Consider the following 8,168-nt stretch of genomic DNA (forward strand, 5'->3'; position numbering starts at 1 on the left):
AGAATGAACGAGAAGACCTGGGCAGGAATTTTTGGGGCGTTTGCTATCTCGATGGGGATTTTTAAAACATTTTTCCCGTCATTTATTCTTGAGTTTCGCGAGCGCCATCCGTGGGTTAATTTAATTGGTTTTTTTACCTTCATATTTAAAACAAAATATGCAAAGCGTGCTGTTATTGCGAACGGGATTGGGATTATATTGCTTGGATCGATCCTCCTTATATGGTCTATAACAAGTTAGGATTGTGATGTTGGCGGAAAATGGTTTCTCTGTGCGCCCGAAATTGCAAAAATATTCTCGAAAAAAGATACGTTGCCAACTGCCGTGGTAATGGGAAAATTCAAGGTGCTCGACAGCGTTGGCTCGAAGCACCAACTCATGGAGCAGGTGCAATACAACTTGCTGCTTCGTTGGTTCATTCGTCTGTCGATGGACGATGCATCCATGCCCACAGTACGGAACGCGGAAGTGCACATTCGCCGCGACGGCGAAGGACGAATTCTCGCTCTGGCTGCAGGCCGACTTTCCGGACACCGCCCCAGTCCCGCTCGAAGAAACGAAGGTTGACTGCAACGTCATGCCGTATCGCGATCCCGGATTGAGGCGCGCGCCGAAGATGCCGGAGTTCGATGTAACGAACGACGACGGACTGCGTGGGCTGTGGCGCATCTGCCCGGCAACGCCGTAGTCGAGCACCTGAATCTGGCGATCGTGACGCTACGGAAGTCGCTCGAGTAGATCCGAGACCGGTATGACGTAACTGACCGCAGCACGAAGGACAAGGGCGACCTTGGGGGTGCAAACGGCAAGCTCATCCAGTTGCATCACTTGCTCCGACAAGAGATGACGCGGGCCGGGATGCTTTAGCGTTCACCCTTGTCATGGCTTTCCCTATGGGACATTGAGCCAGGCGTGCTTACCCCCTATAACTCAGACCACGTAGCGAAAAATGCGATGCGCGGGGACGGGGATGAATAAGACGAATGCCCTTGAGGGTCTACGCGGGACGGCGGCTGTTCTCGTTGTTGCATTTCACATGTACCTTGCGACGCACGGCCAATGGTTCGGCCTGGCTCGCAACGGCTATCTAGCGGTTGATTTGTTCTTCGTTCTCAGCGGGTTTGTCATATGCGCGGCGTACAGCCGCAAGCTGGATCGCATCGCGGAAACGCGCGTTTTCATCTTGCGGCGGTTCGGCCGTCTGTTCCCGGTGTTCGCCGTCACGACGGCCCTTTACTACGCGGTCTCCATCGGCGTCGCGTCCATCCTGATTCACAACGGGCATAGCGCGCCGATAGACATTCCGACGCCTGCCGAGTTTCTGGCACTCGCGACAATGACACAGGCGCTTAATACGTTTGATCATTCCGTCGGCAACGGCTCGGCATGGTCGGCGTGCGATGAGTTTTACGTCTATCTCGTGTTCGCTGCGACATGCTTCGCCGCTCGCGCCAAAGCGCGCATTTTTGCATTCGCGGGCTTGGCTATGGCTGGATACGGAATCGCAATTTGGGCCGCTGTAGGGCTTGGAAAGTGCCTTTCCGTCGGGGATTGCTTCGACTCAACGATACGGTTCGGTTGGTCACGCTGCTTGGCGGGATTCTTTGCAGGCGCGTTAATTGCAGAATTTCGACATCGTGAAATATTCCGCGCGCTACGCGGGGGATTCGCGCAAGTCGCTACGTTCACGGTCGTGGTCGCCTTCTTCATATATTCGAATCGCATTCCGGGTCTACCCTGCGCTGCGCCATTGATGTTCGTACCGCTCGTCGCGTCGTTGATCGAGGACCACGGGCCGATCGCAGCGGTCTTTTGCATGCGACCGTTTCAATTCCTTGGACGCATTTCCTATTCGCTGTACCTGACGCATGCGGTTTTCTGTCTACCATTCGTATCGGTCGTCAATGCCCGCGACACGTTCGGCGGAAGGATCGCAGCCTGCTTAGGCTTCGTGTTCGTGTGTGTCGCGATCGCGCGCATCATGTGCGAGGCCGTTGAGATCCCTTGCCGCGCGCGCATCTATGAATGGTCGACGCGGTCCTCTGGGATCAGCACTGGCCGCGCCTCAACAGCTAGCCGCACCGATTGAGCGCACAGCCACTTCCGTGACCGAAGAGCCATCGTCGTACAAACGCACCCGGTCAGCGAGCCGAGCCGGCCGTGCGATTTCCACACGTATGTGAGGCCGCCGTTACCGGTGAGGCCGCGTCAGGACTGCAAAATTCCGATCGAACGAGCTAGAGTAGCCGGGCGGCACGCGGATAATCTTTGCCCCGTTCAAGGAGTCGAGCGCGACGTGCGTCGCCTCGCACGCGGAGAGCGTCAGACCGATGATCCGCGGCGCGACCATCTTCGCGCGCTTGCGAGACTGACGTGACGTGATAGCGTAACGGGATCTACCTCGTGTCTGACGACTCGCCGCTGCCGCCCGGATTACTCGGTCTCGCGACATCGGTCACCTGACAACAACGATTGAAAGGAACGTGTCAGAACTCGAGTGCAAATGGACCGATAAGGATTATTATCAGTCCATCATCAATAATGGTCTAAACTGGCAATCATGCAAACACGTGAGACCGAACCCGTCGCGTTCCCTGATGACGCCGAACTGGCCGCGCTGCGCGCGTGGTATGCCGGGCTCGAGGCTCGAGCGGCCGTCGCGCGCTATCTGGGCGACCGCAAGGCACCGGGGATTTCCGCGCGCGGCGTGCTCGGCCGTATCCAGCGAGCTCTGATCGCGTTCGCGACGAGCCGACATCGCGACGATCTGGCGGAGGTATTCGGTACGCGATCCGCTGCGTCGGGTGACACCGTCACTCGTGCGATCGAAACGTTGCGCAACCTGCCGGCACCGGAGCCGCACATCGCCGACGAGATCGACCGGTGGTTGCCGCCGCGGGTGGTGGCCGCCCTGCAGACGCACGGGATCCGGACACTGGCCGAGCTGACCGTGCGAATTCCGCGCCGGCGGCGCTGGTGGACGGCGATCGTCGGGCTCGGCACCGCTGGCGCACGCTGCGTGGAAGCATTCTTTGCGGCCCATCCTGCGCTGACCGAACGTGCTCGCGCGCTGGTGGCAGCAACTCCTGCGGGGCCGATCGTCCCGTGGGAACAACTGCGCGTGCCACACGAGGTCGACGGCTCGCTCGGTCAGTTTCGTGCACCACCACACGTATGTATGTTGAAAGCATCGAACGACTACGAGGCGGTGCAATCCTGGCTGTCCCTGCACGAGTCCGCCGCCACGCAGCGTGCCTATCGGAAGGAGGCAGAACGCCTGATCCTGTGGGCGATCGTCGAGCGCAGATGTGCGTTGTCGTCGCTGACCACTGACGACGCGATCGCCTACCGGGCGTTCCTGCGACGGCCGACGCCACGCGAACGCTGGGTCGGGCCGTCGCGGCCACGACAGAGCGTAGAATGGCGGCCGTTCAGCGGGCCATTATCGACGCGCTCTGCCGCGTATGCGCTCACAGTGCTCTCGGCGCTGTTTCGCTGGCTGGTCGAGCAGCGCTACGTCCTCGCCAATCCATTTGCGGGCGTCAAGGTGCGAGGGAGCGTGAAATCAGGCCTCGATGTCACGCGTGGTTTTACCGATGGCGAATGGCTGCTGATCCGCGCGATTGCCGATGGCCTTGAATGGTCCTACGGCTGGAGTGAGGCGGCCGCCCAGCGCCTTCGTTTCCTGCTGGATTTCGGGTATGCGACCGGCCTCCGGGCCAGCGAACTGGTCGGCGCAACGCTCGGAGACATCCGCACCGACGAACACGGCGATCACTGGCTGCACCTCGTCGGCAAGGGCGGCAAGCTTGGCAAGGTCGCGCTCCCATCACTGGCCCGTGCGGCGCTCGATCAGTATCTGGTGCAGCGCGGGTTGCCGGTGACGCCAACCAGGTGGAAACCGGCTACACCGATCGTGGCGAGCCTCGACGGAGACGGGGTTGGCATCGAGACCACGCGGCTCGGGCGCGTGCTGCGGCGGTTCTTCCTACTGGTGGCCAACGCGATTCAGCAGGAGCGACCCACGATGGCGGACAAGCTGCGCCGTGCGAGCCCTCACTGGATGCGGCACACGCACGCCTCGCATGCACTCGCGCGCGGGGCGGAATTGATCATGGTGCGCGACAACCTGCGGCACGCATCGATTTCGAGCACGTCGACCTATCTGCACGGCGACGAGGTCAAGCGGGCTCGGCAGTTCGATCAGGCATTCGGACCACGCTCCGCCTAGAGTCGTGGCAGTAAGGCTATATTCCAAATTTCCCCAAAATCGGGCGCTCTGTATAACTGCAGCGCTTATGATAGGAATTTGCGCTTACCTTGTTCGCCCCCCATAACCTTGTGGATTCGTAACGCATAAATCGGTGTCGCAGTGCTAGAGTGGAACGCTCAAACCACGGGGAAGCGGACATTACAACTTAGCCGCTACACCAATTGTCAAAGCCGTTCTCAAATGTCCGCCTGCTGGCTATTTAGAAATGTCCGGTTTTGGGGCTGGTTTTGCGGTTGGTTTGGCTGCCTATTTGTCACGGGTTTAATCGTTACGCAGTGTCGAATGCGGGCGTCTGAACCGGCAGGGCGCTTACGTCCGCTTCGACTGCTTTTGCAGACCGACGGCCAGGTTTGCGGGGTTGCTTTGGGGTTTGCCGGCGTTGCGCCAGTTCCACGATCACGCCATCGACATCGGCCTGCGTGAACTCGCGCTGCTTCTTCGTGCCTTCCTGACGTGCAGGCGTGCGCACTTCGATGCCCTGATTCGTGCGTGACGGCGAACCCGAGGCGCGTCGATTGTCACGCTGCGCCTGGAGTGCCTGCGCAACTTGCAGCACGTGGCTCAGGCGTTTGTGTTCGACGACAGCGCCTTGGTCGATTTCGGCCAATCGGTCGTACTGCCGACATGGCAGCACGCAGCCGTCGGCGCGGATCTCGATCCGTCCGTCCGGGTACTCCCACACGTCGATGTAACGGTGAATCAGTTTCCGGTTCGCTGGCGTGTCGTCCAGCAGATACATCACCCGGTCGTATTGCACCGTCAGCGATTTCGTCACGCGCCGTGTCTCGCGCCAGGTCAGCAGCAGGTCGAGATTCTCGTCGTCCCGCAGCGGCCGGTGCGCATTGAAGTCGCTCTTCGGCGGTTTCGCGAAGCGCGCGTTGTAGGCGGCGATGAAGGAGGGCGCATACGCATTGGCGTCAGCTACCGTGCTGATGCCGCGCAGCCGCAGCTCCTTCACCAGCCGATCCTGCAGCGTCAGGTGCGCGCGCTCGACGCGCCCCTTCGCCGAGCTGCTGTTCGCACAGAACGTGTCGATGTTCAGCTCGTACATCGCCCGCCCGAAGTGCGTCACGCTGTTGCCCGTCTTGCCAGCAGACGGGCCGCGGAACACGCCCGCCTTGTCGCTGTACAACGCGCCCGGCTTGCCGTGGCGCTCCAGATAGGTCCGCGTCGCCTCGAAGTAGCTGAAGGTCGACTCGGTCGCCGTGAAGTGCAGCATCATCAGCCGGCTCGTCGCGTCGTCGACGTACACCAGCAACGTGCATTGCGGCGCCCGATCCTCGAACCACCGATGCTCGCTGCCGTCGATCTGGATCAGCTCGCCCAGGCACGCGCGCCGCGCCCGCGGCTGGTAGACCTTCGGCGGACGCTGCCGCCGCGGCACCCACAAGCCGGCGTCCGTCATCAGCTTCCGGACCGTCTCCTTGGCCAGGCGAATGCCGTGGCATTCCCAGAGCTTCTCGCAAGCCAGCGTCGGCCCGAAATCGGCGTAGCGCTCGCGAATGATCGAGAGCGCCCGATCAGCCGTTCCAGAATCCAAATGACGATTACCCGGCCTCGAACGATGTCCCGACACCAAACCAGCCGGGCCGTGCTCACGTAGTCGCGCGACCAGCCGCCGGATCTGCCGTGTGGTCAATTCCAGCCGTTGCGCCGCACGCCACGGCTTGAGCCTGCCGTCCGCGACGTCCTGAATGACCTTGAATCGGTCCAGCTCGCGCATCGTCATGGTGATCCGTTCCGTCGCTGCCATCGAAGCCTCCAGCGCCGGAGCCCCGGCGGCTGGTCAGCTTGGCGACCAAAGCGGACATTTCTATGTAGCTAAAAGCGGACATTACTATCTAGCTGCCACACCAATTCCGGCGATAATTAGATTTATGTAAACTCACAGCGTATGCAAATCGCGCGTTAATAGATGCGTTGGCGGCGGCGGTCAGACATCGCTTTGCATCTCCGATAAAGATTGCTTGAGCACTCGTCTCGCGGGTGACGCCGAGAAGTTCGTCATCCGCGTGCGCGCCGGGCAATCGGGACAGCCCGTCGAATCATACAACCACCCCAACCGGAGAAATCGAATCAAAAGTTTGCTTTGCGTTCCACAAGTTGGGTCGACTTGTCTTCGATGACCTTCGCGCTCAGCTCGAATCCTTTGAAGAGCGCGTAAAGCGGCTGCAGCGATTGAGCCAGCAGCCCGCCGATCGCCGAGGGCGGCGTACTCAGAGGCACGGACTGATACAGCGTGATGGCATCTTGATGCGCCTTCCTGCCCGGTGAAATGATTCCGCCGCGACCGTACCAGGACACCAACTCACGGCCGCTAAGGCCGGACCAGCGAAAGGCAAATTCCAGCTTGCAGTTGTCCTCTTGACATCCCATCGCTTTGGCAAAGGCCAGCCCCACCGCAATGGCCTCCGCGCAGTCATAGATCGGTAGCGCATAGTCGAAGGCAACGCCCGGCGTCGGGCTGTAGTCGGTCAATTGCAGGTCATCGAACAGTGCACGCAAATGGTAGAAGACGCCCTTTGGATCAAAGCGCTCGAAGTCCGTGTGGCGGCCACCCGGAAGCGCAACCAGCGCTTCCCAACCGTGGTCGATTACGTACGGACGATCGGCCTCGTTGCCGAAAGCTTCGCTCACCAGCCAAACTGGCCAGCCACTGTACTCGGGATTGCTCGACCTCAATAGATTCAAAAAGGTACCGAGGTTTTGGTCCGGCACCGGGCCATCCAGGTACATGGCGACCTCCCAATATCCGGTCTTGGGAAGGCTCAATGACCGTTTGGCAACGGCCGCCGAGAATCGCTGCTTCCCATCGTCCAACAGCATCTGCAATCGATTCTGCTCGACCGGAGCTCCAGCATTGTCTTCGCCCATCGCGCCGAGGATCTGCTTGACGGCATCCGTGGTTAGACCGCTCAGGTGACGTCGGACGAAGCGGCCGATGTCTGCTTCGCGATTGTCGAAGCAGGTGTCGATAATCGCTGGCCAATCTTTCCAGTGCACTTTCGCGCTGCTGGGCCGTCGATTCGCATTCAGTGTCCGCACGTAGATGTCGCCTTCCACCACCAGTTTCTTACCGTCCAAAATCAGGTCGGACTTGGCCGCCACAGGTGTCCGGACGCCGGCCGGTATCACGATGACCGGATACACCCGGGCGTCCCGCTCGGTAAACTCGATCGCGACATCGAAGAGTTCCGACGCAAACCGCGCGACCAGCGCGTAGATCTTGTCAGGATGAAACATGCTTCTCACATCCGCCGGAGCGCGATCGAGGTCCGGCGCCAGCGACTTATCATCGAAGCCGATGAGCAGATAACCGCCGTTCGCATTGCGCAGCGCCAACATGGCACGGACTAGCTTCGACTGCCCTTCCGCCGAGTCGGGATCAATCCACGTTTTGATTTCCACTGCGAGGCTTTCGCTCGGCCGCTCAACGAGCGTCTTGACCCGGGTATTGTCCATTTCCGCCACCGTGACCTCCTTCTCGAAAGGACGACCTGATTGATCAAGCGTCAGGCCCATCGTTGTGTGGTGTTACACCGCGATCCGCCAGAAACCGCGACTACTCCTGCGCGAAGTCCTGCAGGTCCGCCCGATTGCTCGTCAGATAGATCGACAGCACATCGGCACAAACCCATTTGACCGCCTGCAGCCATGCGCCGATATCCTCGCCGTCCGCCTGGTCGAGTGCGGCATCAATTGTGTCGATCAGCTGGTCAATGGCGGCTGCATCCATCGCCTCGTCGTCTTCATTACGTCGCCAATACAGGGGTAATCGAATGAAAGGGACTTCCCCGTCCCGAGGCTGCGGCGGAAGCCGCGAATCGGCATCAAAGTGCCATGATGGAGTGTCGAGCCTTCATCAACGCCAGCGCGAGGGGAAGTCCATGTCCAT

General features: G+C 60.2%; 6 protein-coding genes and 1 pseudogene. 4 read left to right on the top strand and 3 right to left on the bottom strand.

The features are described from left to right. Nucleotides 1-3 precede the first annotated feature (3 nt). The 4 genes and pseudogenes from G3N94_RS18995 (at nucleotide 4) to G3N94_RS19005 (ending at nucleotide 4,231) form a co-directional block, all read left to right on the top strand. Nucleotides 4-240, top strand: a complete 237-nt coding sequence (locus G3N94_RS18995; RefSeq protein ID WP_205794120.1) for a hypothetical protein — start codon at nucleotides 4-6, stop codon at nucleotides 238-240. 81 nt (nucleotides 241-321) lie between these two features. After that, nucleotides 322-456, top strand: a pseudogene (locus tag G3N94_RS42485) (transposase); the annotation flags it as partial. Nucleotides 457-970: 514 nt separating this feature from the next. Beyond that, nucleotides 971-2,089 carry an acyltransferase gene (locus tag G3N94_RS19000; RefSeq protein WP_205794121.1) on the top strand — a complete coding sequence of 373 codons (1,119 nt, stop codon included), beginning with the start codon at nucleotides 971-973 and terminating at the stop codon, nucleotides 2,087-2,089. 471 nt (nucleotides 2,090-2,560) lie between these two features. Next, nucleotides 2,561-4,231, top strand: a complete 1,671-nt coding sequence (locus G3N94_RS19005; RefSeq protein WP_205794122.1) for a phage integrase family protein — start codon at nucleotides 2,561-2,563, stop codon at nucleotides 4,229-4,231. A gap of 310 nt (nucleotides 4,232-4,541) precedes the next feature. On the opposite strand, the gene G3N94_RS19010 is transcribed toward G3N94_RS19005, so the two are convergent. The 3 genes from G3N94_RS19010 to G3N94_RS19020 all read right to left on the bottom strand — a co-directional run bounded on the left by G3N94_RS19010 (nucleotide 4,542) and on the right by G3N94_RS19020 (nucleotide 8,009). Continuing rightward, nucleotides 4,542-6,026 (bottom strand): ISNCY family transposase, encoded by a 1,485-nt coding sequence (locus tag G3N94_RS19010; protein ID WP_205794123.1) that lies wholly within the window; start codon nucleotides 6,024-6,026, stop codon nucleotides 4,542-4,544. Nucleotides 6,027-6,349: 323 nt separating this feature from the next. Continuing rightward, nucleotides 6,350-7,795, bottom strand: coding sequence for an ATP-binding protein (locus tag G3N94_RS19015; protein WP_205794124.1), 1,446 nt, complete (start codon nucleotides 7,793-7,795; stop codon nucleotides 6,350-6,352). A 40-nt stretch (nucleotides 7,796-7,835) separates the two neighbouring features. Then, nucleotides 7,836-8,009 (bottom strand): hypothetical protein, encoded by a 174-nt coding sequence (locus tag G3N94_RS19020; protein WP_205794125.1) that lies wholly within the window; start codon nucleotides 8,007-8,009, stop codon nucleotides 7,836-7,838. Nucleotides 8,010-8,168: the final 159 nt, after the last annotated feature.

This window comes from Burkholderia sp. Ac-20353, assembly GCF_017104785.1.
Lineage (GTDB): Bacteria > Pseudomonadota > Gammaproteobacteria > Burkholderiales > Burkholderiaceae > Burkholderia.